At 51.9% G+C, this 14,072-nt stretch carries 14 protein-coding genes; 12 read left to right on the top strand and 2 right to left on the bottom strand.

Annotated elements, in window-relative coordinates; genetic code table 11:
* The first annotated feature begins 137 nt into the window (after positions 1-137).
* The 3 genes from AC07OI_RS28815 to AC07OI_RS28805 all read left to right on the top strand — a co-directional run bounded on the left by AC07OI_RS28815 (position 138) and on the right by AC07OI_RS28805 (position 2,506).
* Positions 138-899, top strand: coding sequence for a phytanoyl-CoA dioxygenase family protein (locus tag AC07OI_RS28815; protein ID WP_492705167.1), 762 nt, complete (start codon positions 138-140; stop codon positions 897-899).
* Between the two features lie 68 nt (positions 900-967).
* Positions 968-1,507: a TlpA family protein disulfide reductase gene (locus AC07OI_RS28810; RefSeq protein ID WP_495259540.1), complete on the top strand. Its 540-nt coding sequence runs from the start codon at positions 968-970 to the stop codon at positions 1,505-1,507.
* 222 nt (positions 1,508-1,729) lie between these two features.
* Positions 1,730-2,506 (top strand): substrate-binding periplasmic protein, encoded by a 777-nt coding sequence (locus AC07OI_RS28805; protein WP_492705171.1) that lies wholly within the window; start codon positions 1,730-1,732, stop codon positions 2,504-2,506.
* Between the two features lie 19 nt (positions 2,507-2,525).
* Here AC07OI_RS28805 and lysA read toward each other — a convergent pair whose 3' ends face one another.
* Entirely contained in the window at positions 2,526-3,770 is a 1,245-nt protein-coding gene (gene lysA / locus AC07OI_RS28800) for a diaminopimelate decarboxylase (RefSeq protein WP_492705173.1), read from the bottom strand.
* Between the two features lie 134 nt (positions 3,771-3,904).
* On the opposite strand from lysA, the gene AC07OI_RS28795 reads away from it, so the two are divergent.
* From AC07OI_RS28795 to AC07OI_RS28785, 3 genes are all read left to right on the top strand, one after another.
* Positions 3,905-4,363 carry an Lrp/AsnC family transcriptional regulator gene (locus AC07OI_RS28795; RefSeq protein WP_492705175.1) on the top strand — a complete coding sequence of 153 codons (459 nt, stop codon included), beginning with the start codon at positions 3,905-3,907 and terminating at the stop codon, positions 4,361-4,363.
* Between the two features lie 10 nt (positions 4,364-4,373).
* Entirely contained in the window at positions 4,374-5,165 is a 792-nt protein-coding gene (locus AC07OI_RS28790; RefSeq protein WP_495259539.1) for a transporter family protein, read from the top strand.
* Between the two features lie 101 nt (positions 5,166-5,266).
* Positions 5,267-5,788, top strand: a complete 522-nt coding sequence (locus tag AC07OI_RS28785; RefSeq protein WP_492705179.1) for a TlpA family protein disulfide reductase — start codon at positions 5,267-5,269, stop codon at positions 5,786-5,788.
* On the opposite strand, the gene AC07OI_RS28780 is transcribed toward AC07OI_RS28785, so the two are convergent.
* Positions 5,789-6,319 carry an NADPH-dependent FMN reductase gene (locus AC07OI_RS28780; protein ID WP_495259538.1) on the bottom strand — a complete coding sequence of 177 codons (531 nt, stop codon included), beginning with the start codon at positions 6,317-6,319 and terminating at the stop codon, positions 5,789-5,791.
* A 184-nt stretch (positions 6,320-6,503) separates the two neighbouring features.
* Here AC07OI_RS28780 and AC07OI_RS28775 point away from each other — a divergent pair, with 184 nt between their 5' ends.
* The 6 genes from AC07OI_RS28775 to AC07OI_RS28750 all read left to right on the top strand — a co-directional run bounded on the left by AC07OI_RS28775 (position 6,504) and on the right by AC07OI_RS28750 (position 14,061).
* Positions 6,504-7,235, top strand: a complete 732-nt coding sequence (locus AC07OI_RS28775) for a flagellar brake protein (RefSeq protein ID WP_492705183.1) — start codon at positions 6,504-6,506, stop codon at positions 7,233-7,235.
* A 122-nt stretch (positions 7,236-7,357) separates the two neighbouring features.
* The gene (locus tag AC07OI_RS28770) at positions 7,358-8,212 is read left to right on the top strand and encodes a helix-turn-helix transcriptional regulator (RefSeq protein ID WP_495259537.1); all 855 of its coding nucleotides are present in this window, start codon (positions 7,358-7,360) and stop codon (positions 8,210-8,212) included.
* Positions 8,213-8,284: 72 nt separating this feature from the next.
* The gene (locus AC07OI_RS28765; protein ID WP_495259536.1) at positions 8,285-9,463 is read left to right on the top strand and encodes an ABC transporter permease subunit; all 1,179 of its coding nucleotides are present in this window, start codon (positions 8,285-8,287) and stop codon (positions 9,461-9,463) included.
* A gap of 90 nt (positions 9,464-9,553) precedes the next feature.
* The gene (locus tag AC07OI_RS28760; protein WP_495259535.1) at positions 9,554-9,949 is read left to right on the top strand and encodes a BlaI/MecI/CopY family transcriptional regulator; all 396 of its coding nucleotides are present in this window, start codon (positions 9,554-9,556) and stop codon (positions 9,947-9,949) included.
* Positions 9,946-11,775 (top strand): M56 family metallopeptidase, encoded by a 1,830-nt coding sequence (locus tag AC07OI_RS28755; RefSeq protein ID WP_495259534.1) that lies wholly within the window; start codon positions 9,946-9,948, stop codon positions 11,773-11,775. The genes AC07OI_RS28760 and AC07OI_RS28755 overlap by 4 nt, the downstream gene beginning before the upstream one ends.
* A gap of 102 nt (positions 11,776-11,877) precedes the next feature.
* The gene (locus tag AC07OI_RS28750) at positions 11,878-14,061 is read left to right on the top strand and encodes a TonB-dependent receptor plug domain-containing protein (RefSeq protein ID WP_495259533.1); all 2,184 of its coding nucleotides are present in this window, start codon (positions 11,878-11,880) and stop codon (positions 14,059-14,061) included.
* Positions 14,062-14,072: the final 11 nt, after the last annotated feature.

The following is a 14,072-nucleotide window of genomic DNA, read 5'->3' as shown; positions in this document are numbered from 1 at the left end:
TCGCGAAAGCCCCGCTATCGCTGTGTTTTGCGCTTTGTCCTGGTTCGTCGGGCACATGTCCTTCACTTACGCTTTCACTGCTACAGTCCACTATGCATCACAAACGATGCACAGCGATGGCATTTTGCTCACTGAAAATGATGACCATGTTAAGTACTGCGCAACAAGAAGAATTTGCCAGCCAGGGGTTTCTGGTATTGCGGCAACAGGCCAGCGCGGCCTATTGCGAAGAAGTAATCGCCTATTGCGAGCAACAATTGGCCGGCCAGGTACAGCCCATAGAATATGAGGCGGATACCCGTTACCCCGGTGCTCCCGCATCACGTGACGCCGAGGGTGGTTTGACTGCCAGACGGCTATTGCAGGCCTACGCCCGTGACCCGCGCCTGGCGCAATGGGCAACAGGCCAGGCCCTGGCAGAACCTTTGTTGCAATTACTGGGGGCAGGTGCCTTGCTGTCGCAGTCGCATCATAATTGCATCATGAGCAAGCAGCCGCAGTATTCAACCGCCACAGGCTGGCACAGGGATAGCCGTTACTGGAATTTCCAGCGGGCAGAACTGGTGTCTTCCTGGCTGGCACTGCGCAATGAAACGCTGGAAAATGGTTGCCTGCTGGTGATACCTGGTTCCCATAAAATCGATATTGATGTGGCTCAACTGGACGAAGCGCAGTTCTTGCGTACCGATCTGGAACAAAACCAGGCCTTGCTGGCGCAAGCCCGGCCCGTACCTTTGCAACAGGGTGATGTCTTGCTGTTCCATAGCAATCTCTTTCATGCTGCGGGCAAGAACCAGACTGCCGCGACCAAGTTTTCCATGGTGTTTACGTACAGGGCGGCGGACAATCCACCGCGGCCAGGTACGCGTTCTGCAGCTTATGCTGAAATTGCCTTATAAGCGCAGGCAGGCAGCTTCAATCTGCACTATGCTGTAAGGCATCTCGCAGACAGAAGTGGAGTACTACCATGCTCAGTATGTCAAAGGCCCTGGTTGCGGCTATTATTGTCGCCTCCTGCATCAGTACCCAATTTGCCCTGGCTGCCAGCAAGGATGGCTTCCCTGCCCAACCCGCCCTGACAGGGACCATGCTGAATGGCAAACCCTATAAGCTCGATACCAGCAAAGGTGAGGTCATACTGGTGACCTTCTGGGCGACCTGGTGTCCAACCTGCCAGGCTGAGATGCCCATGTTTCGCAAGTTTTATGAAGCCAATAAAAAATCAGGATTTGAACTGGTCACCGTCAGTATCGACGATGCCATGAGCGATATTGATGACTATGCCAAACAGTCAAAGTGGTTGAGCAAGGACAATCAAGGCTTTCCTTCACTGTGGCGCAATGCCTCGGATTATCAGGATAATTTCGGCAAAGTGTTTGTCACCCCGACTGTTTTTCTCATAGGCCGTGATGGCAAGGTCATGGAGTCATACAAAGGCGGCATCAAGCCTGCGCAATGGGCGCACATCAAAGCAGTCATTCAAAGGCCCGGCACGAAGAAAAGCTGACACGTGCTTTCTTGCTGTTTAAATACTTTATTGTCAAACTTGCTGCATTGTCAGATTGACGTTACTATTTGATAAAAATCGTTCACAAGAAATTCAGTGACGATGCTTGTTTGCTTGTCTGTTTTACTCTCCCGAATGATGCTTGATCCTTGCCAGCCGCAGGGATGTTTTTGTCTGCCGGTTTTTTTTGAGAGTCTGGATGAAAGGTGATGGTGAAGTCAAATGCATCTGTGCAACCCTATTCCGCTTATGCGGCTGAGCTTGCTGACTTTGTTATTCACCTTGAGCCAGCAGGCAGCGCAAGCCAAGGAAGTGGTGATACTGACACCTGATCCCATAGACCAGCGCGGCCAGCCTTTTCCCTTGAAACTGGCAGATAAACTATTTGAGTTTATTGAACGGGATGGGAATTTGCAGATACAACAGCAGCGCAGTCCCTGGCCACGCGCATTGCAGGCCGCAGAAAATGGTGAAGGCGTTTTATACGGGGTCAGCAAGACCAAAGAGCGGGAAAAAATCTTCCACTTTTCCTTGCCCATACAATCAAAGTACATGTTCCTGGTCACCAGAAGCGATGCACAGTTCCGCTTCAATACCATGGCCGACCTCAAAGACAAGACTATAGGTATACCGCGCGGCTTCAGCTATGGTGATCGCTTCGATGCCATGAAAGACAATCTCTTCAAGGTTGAAGTCGATAATTATGCACCCTTGTCGCGCATCTATAAACTCTTGTTCCGGCGCATGGATGCCGGCTTGTTTGGTGCGGTGAATAAAGACCCGCGTATACTTGAAAACCGCTTGCAGGCTTTGCGCGATGAAAACGAGGGCAGCAGTTCGCCATTTGCCGATGTGCGCCTGACAGTCTTACCCAAGCCGCTGCTGATAGATACGATTCATTTCGCGGTAAGGGCAGACAAGGATGACGGCATTATCGACAAACTCAATGTCGCCATCCTCAAAGCCAGGAAGGCTGGCCTTCTCGAAGAACTACGCTAAAAATAGCTTGGATAACAGCTTAGATATTTTCGAGCGCAATCAGTTCCTGCACAGTCTGGCGACGGCGGATTTGTTTGATCTGCTCACCATCCACCAAAACCTCCGGTATCAAGGGGCGGGAATTATAGTTTGATGACATGCTGGCACCATAAGCACCGGCATCATGGAAGACGAACAGGTCGCCAATTTCGCAAGCTGGCAAATCCTGGGTTGTGACCACGCCACCATCTTCTTGCGTGAACACATCGCCTGATTCACATAAAGGCCCGGCCACCACAGTAGGACGCAAGGCCGTGGTGCGCGCTGTGCCATCTGCCGCATGGCAGCTAATGCGATGGAAACTGCCATACATGGAAGGGCGCACCAGGTCATTAAAGCCTGCATCGACCAGCGCAAAGAAATTGCTACCCACCTGTTTTTGCGCACGCAATTCAGAAATCAACATACCGGATTGCGCCACCAGGAAACGGCCAGGTTCTATCTCCATGCTGATCTTGTGGCCCAGCAGGGTTTCAATTTCTTTCCTGGCTTTGTCCCAGATTTCAAAATAGTGGGCAGTATCGACCGCAGGCTCATCGCCACGGTAAGGGATGGACAAACCACCACCGATGGAAATTGCCTGCAAGTCACGCTTGCAGATTTTGACCTGTTCTATCATTGCATCGCAGACGCTTTGCAAATGATCATAATCAACACCAGAACCTATATGCATGTGCAGACCTACCAGCGTCAAACCATATTGATCGATGATGGCCAATGCGTTTTGCAATTCTTCATGCCAGATACCATGCTTGCTTTGCTCGCCCCCGGTATTGGTCTTGCGGCTGTGGCCGTGACCAAAGCCAGGGTTGATGCGCAACCATACAGCATGACCAGGATGAGCCTGCCCCAGTTGCTCCAGCATTTGTGGTGAGCCGCAATTCACCGGAATATTCAATTCCACTACGCGCTTCAAGGTCGCACGGTCCAGCAAGTCTGCAGTGAACACGATAGGCGCATGGCCACCGTGCTCCGCCTGGCTGGTATAACCAGCAGCTAAGGCACGTTCAACTTCACCGAGGGAGACAGAATCCACCATCACGCCTTCTTCACGCATCAGGCGCAGCAAATGGATATTGCTGGAGGCCTTCTGGGCAAAGCGGATCACATCAAATTGTCGCAGGCGGGCAATTTGCGCTCTTATAATGGAAGCGTCATAGGCCCAGCAGGGTGTTTCAAACTCGTTGGCAATATGGGCAAGCTGGTGTGCAGTTATAGTTGTCATGGCAATTTTTCCAGGGCATCCTGATGTTTGGTGTAAGCTCTACTTTAACAAGTGCAATCCTTGGTTTGAATGGGATTCCATAGGGAATTACCTGATCGGCCAAGGTTTTGATTGGAAATCTACGCAAAATGCTTATGAATCATAAACTCGACCAGTTTGACCAGAAAATCCTGCAATTATTGCAACAGGATGCCCGCATGTCGCATGCCGAGATAGGTCGCCAGGTACATCTGAGCCAGCCCGCTGTGTCCGAGCGCATCAAGCGTCTTGAAGCTGCCCAGGTGATACGTGCCTATCGTGCCGATATTAATCCCAAGGCACTCGGTTATCAAATTACTGCCATGATCAGGCTGTCTACACAGCAGGGGCGGCCCTACGCCCAGTATGTCGCTAACTGCCCCGAAATTATTGATTGCTATACGGTTACTGGCGAAGATGGCGCCGTCATGCGCGTGCTGGCAACCGATGTAGAACATTTACAGCGTATCATTAATGAATTGAATGCCTTTGGCTCAACTTCGACAGCGATAGTCTTGACCACCCATGTTGCTGGTAAAGCCATCAGTGCGCCCAGTGTGCTGATCACAGAATGAAAGGAAAGCCATGCCCAGCATATTCCGCATATCCCACATATTTCGCCTGAGCTTTGTCGTCCTGACTTGTCTGGCTTGCCAGTTTGCACAGGCGGCTGATGAAGAGGTCGACGCCATCACCCCTTACCGTCCTTCGGTATCCAACTCTGCGCAATTGCCAGTAGCAGGGCAGGTGGAACTGGAAATGGGTATTAATTCCAGCAAAACCGGACCAGCCCTGCGTGAGAGCCTGCCGTATCTATTCAAGCTGGCTTTTTCCAAAGAATGGGGCATTCTGCTTGGTGGTGAAGCACATATTATTAACAATGATGGTGCAGGTCAGCGCGACCGTGGCTTTGGCGATACTTCACTGACGATCAAACGGGCATTTGTGATCGATGACGATACTGCTCTTGGTGTGGAATTTGGCAATAAATTCCCTACTGCCAAAGACTCGTTAGGATCGGGCAAATCAGACTGGACAGTGAATGGCATCGTCAGCCAGGACATGGGCAAGTTCCATGCTGATCTGAACCTGAATCTGACGCATCTGGGGTTTGCTGAAGATGCCACATCTCATTGGCAAACCGGGCTATCGACTTCACTGTCTACTGAGGTGACTGACAAAGTGGGCCTGACTGCCGAGTGGGCTGGCTGGCGTCGGGCTGGTACCAAAAACCAGGGACAAGCTCTGATCGCTTTCACTTATAGCCCAAACAAGCGCCTTACCCTTGATGCCGGTATGACCAGGGGCTTGACGACAGCTTCCCTTGGCCGCGCCTGGTTTGCCGGTGTTGTCGTTCCTGTTGCCCGGCTCTGGTAGAGTACGCACATCCATGATAGGGCGCAAAACCTGATTGTGACTTAGGCCGTATAATGCGCTCTTGTTTTATTTATTGATTTGTTTCTTGCTTTGGGAAAACCATGCTGGCGCCTTCTTCACCGCGTAAATTCGCCATTTTTTCAGTCATCGCTGCGACGGCGCTGATTGCCCTGGCGGTCACCTTTTTTGTGACTTACAAAGCTAAAACCCCTATGCCGGATGTCAGCTTCACCAATCTCAAAGGTGAAAAAATCTCTACGCAAAGCTTGCGCGGCAAAGTGGTCATGGTGAACTTCTGGGCAACATCTTGCACGACGTGCGTCGCAGAGATGCCAAAGATGATAGAAACCTATAATAAATACAATAAGCAGGGTCTGGAATTTGTGGCAGTTGCCATGAGCTATGATCCGCCGAACTACGTACTCAATTACGCAGAAACCCGCAAACTGCCTTTCCATGTCTCCCTGGATCCTCAAGGCAAGCTGGCGCAATCATTCGGCGATGTCAAACTGACGCCAACCACTTACGTCATCGACAAACAGGGCAATATCCTTAAACGCTATGTCGGTGAACCATCGTTCAGCGAATTGCATACACTGCTGGAACAAGCTTTAGCGGCTTAGTCAGTCTTGCAAGCTTAGCCATTCAGCTTTGGCAGCCACCAGCGCTGCCTTTAAAATTCCCGCTATTTCAGGGTGGCTGACCATGCCATCCTCGTCCAGTTTTGCACCTATGATGGGCACCTTTACCGATGCTGCTTCCAGTATCCTGGCCGACATCACGCTTAATATTTCGCGTAATGCTGCGTCCGCATGCATGGCTCTGGGCGAGGCGTTCAATACCACCACAGGCTTGTAGACAAACACGTCGCTGCTGACTGTCCAGTCCAGCGCATTTTTGATGACGCCTGTTATGCCATGCGCATATTCCGGGCTGGCAATCAGTATGATGTCAGCTGCGGCTATTTGTTCTTTCAAGTTCACCACGCTAACTGGTGGTGTCAAATCCAGGTCGGGATTGAACAGAGGCAGCGCTGCCATGCCATCGTAGGCCAGGATGTTGATATCAGATGGTGCCAGGCGTATCAGGGCACGGATCAGCATGGCGTTCAGCGAGGCAGCGCGCAGGCTGCCGCAGATGGCAAGTATTTTCATTGATTATTTTGAATATTGAAGGCATTGCAGGCATTATGCGACAAACAAGCCTCCCCCTGTTGCCGGGCCCGCCGGGCCAAAAAAGCAACTGATGTTTCAAATCGCGGCATTTGGTTATATTATTTATTGACCAGTAGTAATAAGCAGTCTATTTTTCAAGAAAAATAAGTAAAAAGGTAAATGGATGTCTGCATCATTGAGCAACGACGAAATTGAGGATAAATTTTTCCTGCTGGGGCAGAGAGAAATTCTGGGCATTTTGAATGAGCTGTCTCACAGGCGCGAGCCAGTCACGGTTTACTTTAATGAAGGACGCGAATTTATCGTCACCCTGATACTCTCAGCCAGGGACGATGGCCTGGTATTTGATATAGGTGGCGATGCGCGTGCCAACAAGTTGCTGGAAAAAGCCAGTTCCTGTGTTTTCCTCGCCAGACCGGATGGCATACGCGTGCAATTCACCGGACTCAACCCCCAGCGTTTCACCTGGGGTGACCAGGACGCTTTTTGGGTACCCATACCTCCGCGCGTGGTGCGTATGCAGCGCCGCGAGTATTTCCGCAATGAATTGCCTATTGTCGACCCGCTCAAAGTCAGGCTGTATGATGAAAAAGGCGAGACCCTCGCTTATTGGCCCATCTTTGATTTATGCGTGGGTGGCCTGAGTGTGCAAGTGTCTGGCCCACCAGAAATCAAGGTGCAGGATCGCATTGCCAAATTACATATCGTGCTTGGCATACGCAATGTAGTACGTTGCGAAGGCGTGGTGCGCCATGTTACCCAGATAGAAAAAAGCAGGCAGGGCAAATACCGCATAGGTATCAGTTTTCACAAACTGCCGCATGAAATGGATGTCGCCATACAGCGGCATATCAACCAGCTTGAATATGAACGGCGCAAGTTGCTGCCTAAGTAAGGGATATTGCGTAGCCGTACTGAATATCTAATCTCCCAGAATGCCGTATTATCAAATTAAAATTTGTGAAGAATCGGCTTATCGTATCAGTGTCGATTAATCTGGGCTTCAAAGATACTATTATGGCACTGGTACTGCGTACCCTTTTCCAAAGCGAACTCTTGTCTATCCGGCACGGTGTGGCACGGCCTGCGCCTGACGACACAAAAGAGCTGGAGTGTGAAACTGCCGACCTGGTATTGCTCCCCATCGCTGGTGTGCTGGCCAAGCATGATGGCCCCAGGCAGCATGTCATTGCAAACGCCAATCATGCGATTTTTCTGGGTACTGGTCAGCCTTACCGCATCACTTTTCCCGGTAACATAGGCGATGAAGCTTTGGTACTGGATTTCTCAAAGGAAGCACTCATGCAAATGTTGGTCGATGCGGCCGGTGTGCAGCAGCTATATGCACCGGTGCTGAGGTCGCACAGCCTGCTACCGCCTGCCAGCGTACTTAATCGCGAACTTTTATGGCGACATCTGCATGAGCCCGTCGTCGATCAACTGGCAGTGCAGGAAATCAGTGTCTCTGTGCTGACGACATCGGTGCAGGCTGCCTGCGTAGACGGCCAGCAACTGGAACGTGCCAGACATAGCTTGACGCAAAGTCGCAGACGCCAGCAAGTCGAGGCAGTCAAAGAACTGATTTCACTTTATCCTCATCAGGAGTGGGCGCTGGATGACCTGGCCCGCCATGTGCATACATCCCCCTTTCATCTCGCCAGGGTATTCAAGGAAGAAGTCGGCCTGCCAGTCCACCGCTACCTGATACGCACCCGACTGGTCAGAGCTTTGCGGGCCATGCAGGCGACATGCAATGACCTGACCCAGATCGCTCATGCATGCGGTTTTGCCAGCCATAGCCACTTTACGTCCAGCTTCAAGTCTGTATTCGGTGTGACGCCTACACAGTCCCAGCAACGCGGCATGATGTGAGCAAGATCATGATAGCGGTTTGAATGGCGGGTGTTTAAGATGGCCGGAAGTGTAAACTTCCAGGCAAGACACATGTCCCACTACTTTGATACCAGAGCCAACCCGCGTCAGGCATATCCCATACTGGCATTGCTGATCACGATGATGCTGGTTTTCCCCTTCATTGCGATGCAATATGGCAATGCCTGGGTGCGTATCATGGATTTTGCCCTGCTCTACATCATGCTGGCGCTGGGCCTGAATATTGTTGTGGGTTTTGCTGGCTTGCTCGATCTTGGTTACATCGCTTTTTATGCTTTGGGCGCGTATATGACGGCTTTGCTGGCTTCGCCGCAGTTTGCCGTGTTGCTGGAGTCTGTGGTCAACAATTTTCCCATGCTTGGTCATGCGTTGGTATGGTTGTGTGGGCCGGAGATAGCCGAGCATGGCATACATCTGTCGGTATGGATCATCGTCCCTCTTGGGGCGATGCTGGCAGCAGCATTGGGGGCATTGCTCGGTGCGCCAACCTTGAAATTGCGTGGTGATTACCTGGCCGTCGTTACTCTGGGCTTTGGTGAAATTGTGCGTATCTTCATCATCAACCTGAATGCACCGATCAACATCACTGATGGCCCCAAGGGCATCAATATGATAGACCACATCCGCATTTTCGGTGTTTCACTGGGTGGGGAAGCGGGTTCGCAGGCGACGGTACATTTCGCTGGTTTTTCCATGCCATCCGTGAATGCCTATTACTTTCTTTTTTTAAGTCTGTGCGCAGGCATCATTTTCGTGACTGTGCGTTTGCATGATTCACGTCTGGGCCGTGCCTTTGTCGCCATCCGTGAAGATGAAACCGCAGCCATTGCCATGGGCATCAATACCCGCAATATCAAACTGCTGGCTTTTGCCATGGGCGCTTCTTTCGGTGGTGTGGCCGGAGCAATGTTTGCCGCCTTCCAGGGCTTTGTCTCGCCAGAGTCATTTTCCCTGAATGAATCGATCACTGTCCTGTCCATGGTGATATTAGGTGGCATAGGCCATATACCTGGTGTGATTCTTGGCGCAGTGCTATTGGCGATCTTGCCCGAAGTATTGCGCTATATGGTGCAACCATTGCAGCAGCAGTTGTTCGGCCACATGCTGATAGAACCTGAAGTCTTGCGTCAGTTGCTTCTGGGCCTGACCATGGTCATCGTCATGTTGAAACGCCCGGCAGGTCTGTGGCCTGCACCGAAGCATGAAGACCGCGTGCTTTCTCAAGGCTAAACGAGTATTTATGCAAACTAGAAAAAAAGTTCTAGACAAAAGTTTCTAGAACATTTATTCTGCATTCATTGTTTAATCTGGATGCTGAATATGTCTTCTGCTGTTGCAAAATCATCTATCCCCAAGCCCACGGCTTCTGAGCTTAATTTGCTCAAAGTGCTGTGGCAACATGGTCCCATGAGTGCCAAGCAATTGCATGAAACCATACAGGACGAACGTCCGGACCTGGCCTATGCCACAGTCTTGCGCCATCTGCAAATCATGCATGGCAAGGGCATACTGACGCGGGATGAAAGCCAGCGCTCACATGTATATGCACCTTCGCAAGAGCAGGATTCCCTGCAAACCAATTTGCTCAAGGACATGATACAAAAAGTCTTTGCCGGTTCTGGCAAGGCTCTGGTGCTGGCTGCTTTGCGCGGCCATGTTACCGACAAAGAACGTGATGAAATCGAACAGATCCTGCAGGATGAGAAAAAATCATGATGCCAGCTTCCGCATACACAGAATATACGCTCACTGAATTGCTGGGCTGGCCCCTGCTGCACTTTGTCTGGCAGGGGGCCCTGATCGCCAGCGTCTGCGCCATCTTGCTGGCAGTGACCCGCAATGCCCGCCCGCAATTACGTTATGTGCTGGCCTGCACCGCGATGCTGGCTTGCCTGTTGTGGCCCGCGCTAGGCATATTCCAGCAATGGCAAGACCCGCAAACCATCAACCTGGAAACAGCCATACAACTGGCCAGCAAGGCCAGCATTTCGCTGGACCTGGTCTGGGTCAGGCAAAGCCTGCTGGCAGCACAGATAGAGGCCTGGTTGCCACTGGTGGTCAGCCTGTGGAGCATGGGCGTGCTACTGATGCTGATGCGTCTGGCACTAGGCTTGATGTGGGTCTATCACCTCGGCCAGCATGGCAATGATATTGCTGTCCTGGCACAGCAATGGCAGGCACGCACCAATCAACTGGCCTATCAATTTTCCATACGCCGCCAGGTGCAGGTCAAGTTCCAGAAAGACTTGTTAAGCCCGGTTACTTATGGCTGCATCAAGCCTGTCGTGGTCATGCCAGCATCCTTATTGACTGGCATGGCACCCGACATGATAGAGGCCTTGCTGGCACATGAACTGGCCCACATCAAGCGCTGGGATTATGTTGTCAATCTCTTGCAAAACCTGGTCTTGTCGCTGCTGTTTTATCACCCTGCAGTGTGGTGGATTTCCAAACGCATCGATGCCGAAAGGGAATTGATTGCCGACGACATGGCAGCCGCCATGCTGGGCCAGGCCCGCCCACTGGCGCGTGCCCTGCAAGTGCTGGATAAATTGCAGATCGCCGCAATGCCGCAAGCTGCGATGGCAGCGAATGGCGGCGATTTGCTGTCACGCATTAAACGCCTGGTACGCCCTGATTCACAACCATGGCACTGGAAGATGGCCGCACCCGTACTGGGTATTGCAGCAGCCTTGCTGCTGGTATTGCAAACCCAGGTGAATGCCGCACCAGAACCTTCAGTGCCATCAGCCCCAGTTGCTGCCACAAAAGCAGAACCAGTTACCCATATCAGCGCCTACGTCAAAACCAGTTCAGAACATGTACTGGTGGTGGATGAGCAAAGCGGCAAAGTTTTGCTGGAAAAAAATGCCGACACCGTCGTACCTATCGCATCTATCAGCAAACTGATGACAGCCATGGTGACGCTGGATGCAAAGCTGGATAAAGATGAGGCCATCACCATCACCAAAGAGGATGTCGCGGGCTGGCATACCAACCAGGTCAAGCTGCAGCCTGGTACGGTACTGTCGCGCCAGACCCTGCTGGAGTTGGCGCTGATTCCTTCCAGCAATGCGGCTGCCAAGGCATTGGCCAGGACTTACCCCGGCGGTAAGCCTGCCTTTGTGGCCGCCTTGCAAAGCAAGACGGCCAGCCTGGATTTGCAGGCTACCCACCTGGAAGAAGCGGCAGGTATTTCACCCAATAACCGCTCGAATGCCAGAGATATTGCCCGCCTGGTCAAAGCTGCAGCCAGTTATCCAGAATTGCGCAACCTGGCCAGCCGCAGCGAAGGCCAGTATACGGTAGCCGGACAAACCTATGATTACCAAAGCACCAACAGCCTGACCGCCAGCAAGGACTGGGACATCAGCCTGTCAAAAACCGGCTACTCAAAAATTGCTGGCCGCTGCCTGACCATGCGCACCACCATCGCTGGCAAGCCCGTCATCATGGTCTTGCTGAATGCAAAAAACAGCGATGTGCGTACTGACGATGTCATGCACATACGTACCGCACTGGAAGCTGCCAAGCCTGGCTAAAACAGGCTAAACCTCTTCCCCTATTCAACGCATGACTATCTTGCGCCCAGTGAGGCGCAAGGACCAGTCACGCCCTTAAACCTGTAGATGAAAGAAAACACCATGCTTTTTAAGCAGACCTCAACACGTCTGTCCACCATTGCCCTGAGCGTTCTGGCCCTGTTCGCCAGTAGAGCAGTATTGGCACAACAAGCGCCACAGCAAGTAGAAATCAACGCTAAGTCACAACCTGTCCGCGACCGGCAGGACGATGTCGGCATGCGCAGTGTGTACGGCCGTGAAGACATAGAAAAATACGGCGACACCAATCTCAGCGAGATATTAAAACGCCTGCCCGGCATCAGCGTCACCGAGAGCAAAGGCAAGGGCGCAGAGATACGCATGCGCGGCCTGGGCAATGGCTATACCCAGATATTGCTGAACGGTCAGACCACACCGGTAGGTTTCACCATAGACAGCATTGCTCCCGACTTGATAGAAAAAATAGAAGTCATGCGCGTCGCCAGTGCAGATGTCAGCGCCCAGAGCATCGCCGGTACCATCAATGTCATCCTCAAGAAAAAAAGCAGCAACCAGACTACAGAAATCAAAGCCAATGCAGGCCTGCAAGCCGGGCGCTTGTCGGGTAACCTGTCGTGGAGCATGGGGGACCAGTTTGATGACAAGCCTGAGATTGTCTACGTGCTGGCAGGCACATTAGAGAGCAATGTCAACCAGCTCAATACCTTGGCGACAGAAAGTCAGGCCACTCGTAAAAACATGAGTGATACATGGCAAACACTGGCCGACAGGCTGTTGCAGCAAAGCCAGCAAAACCGTCGTGATGCTGCCAGCTTGTCGCCACGCCTGAACTGGAAAATCAATGCGCAAGACAGTCTGAGCTGGCAGGGCAATCTGACTCTCGCCAGGCAAGAGCAGACCAAGCAGGAAAAAGAAAATACCTATGTGGGTGACAGTACGGACTTCCCTGATAATCATTCCATCTGGACAGCTCATGTATTCACTTCGCGTAATGATCTCAGTTGGGAACGTCGCCTTGCCGACAGTGCCAGACTGAGCTTGAATTTTGGCTGGAACAGCCTGGACAGGTCTACCAAATTCCACTTCTGGGGCAAGGACAAGAGCGGGGCATTGGGCATACATCGCTATGTTACCGGTGATGCCGATGAAAATGAATACCGCTTCAATGGCAAATACCTGGCACCGTATTCAGAATCACATGTACTGAGTCTGGGCTGGGAAGTCAGCCGTGCCTTGCGGCGTGAGAACCGCGATGAACAGGAATTTGCCCTGCTCACTGGCAGTGCTGATGGCAGCGCCCATACTTACCAAGCCAGCCTGCAAAAGCTGGCAGCCTATATACAGGATGAGTGGACCATCAACAACGCTTGGTCTGCCTATCTGGGTTTGCGCATGGAGCGCATCAGCAGCAATAGCAGAGAAGCAGGAAATTTTGATTTTCAAAACAATACCACCATGGTCAGCCCCATATTGCAAAGCGTCTGGAAGCTCGATGCACAAAGACAATGGCGCATGGCAATCAACCGCAGTTTCAAATTGCCTACCGTTGGCAACCTGGTGCCGCGCCTGTTCCGCATCGACAACAATAATACCCCTCTCAATTCAGATTTTCAGGGCAACGCCAACTTGCGGCCAGAACGTGCCTGGGGCATGGAACTCGCTTATGAACACTATCTGACAGAGAGCAGTGTCATCAGCGCCAACACCTATTGGCGACGCATAGATGATGTCATGCTTGAGCAGACTACACAGGTTGGCAGCACCTGGGTCAGCAGCCTCGCCAACAGTGGCCGCGCCCGTATCCTTGGCCTGGAAATTGAAGCAAAACTGAACTTGCAGCAACTGGCGGCCAGCATGCCAGCGCTGGAGCTGCGCGCCAATGTCAACCGTAACTGGTCAAGGGTAGAACAAGTGCCCGGCCCTGACAACCATCTGGCACAACAGGCGGGTTTGCTGGCCAGTGCCGGTGCCGACTACCAGATTGATCCCGCCTTGCGTGTGGGGGCAGATTACAGCTATCAGGCCGCGAATGAGATACGCGAATCAGCTTACCTGACAGGGCGCAATAATCCCAGACGTCACCTTGATATTTACCTGGCCTGGAAGCAAAGCAAGCAAAGTCAGTTGCGCTTTTCAGTCAGCAATGTGTTGCGGCAAGACAAGCTCGACAGTGGCAGCTATGCCAATGCCGTATCACGCTGGATAGATATCAATCAGCAGCAAACAGCAAGAACCTGGAGGCTGGTTTGGGAATTGAAGTTGTGATTTCCCTGTCA

The organism is Undibacterium sp. GW821-FHT07F11, from assembly GCF_059418665.1.
Note: the sequence above shows the minus strand (reverse complement) of the source record. Positions and strands in the feature narration are given on the sequence as shown.